Annotated in this window: 1 rRNA gene; it reads right to left on the reverse strand. The window is 49.5% G+C overall.

Annotated features, from left to right (window positions below):
• Positions 1-273: ribosomal RNA gene (locus ABG80_RS19440) — 23S ribosomal RNA — on the reverse strand; the annotation flags it as partial.

Genomic DNA, 273 nt, shown 5'->3' on the forward strand with positions numbered 1-273 from the left:
TTCTTTTCGCCTTTCCCTCACGGTACTTGTTCACTATCGGTCGATTACGAGTATTTAGCCTTGGAGGATGGTCCCCCCATCTTCAGACAGGATTTCACGTGTCCCGCCCTACTTATCGTGCACTCAGTTCCACAGAGGACTTTTCTCATACGGGGCTATCACCCACTATGGCCAGCGTTTCCAAGCTGTTTTGATAAGTCGACTGCTAAAGAGCACTAGGCTGTTCCGATTTCGCTCGCCACTACTTTCGGAATCTCGGTTGATGTCTTTTCC

This window comes from Aquabacterium parvum (assembly GCF_001447195.1).
GTDB lineage: Bacteria > Pseudomonadota > Gammaproteobacteria > Burkholderiales > Burkholderiaceae_C > Aquabacterium > Aquabacterium parvum.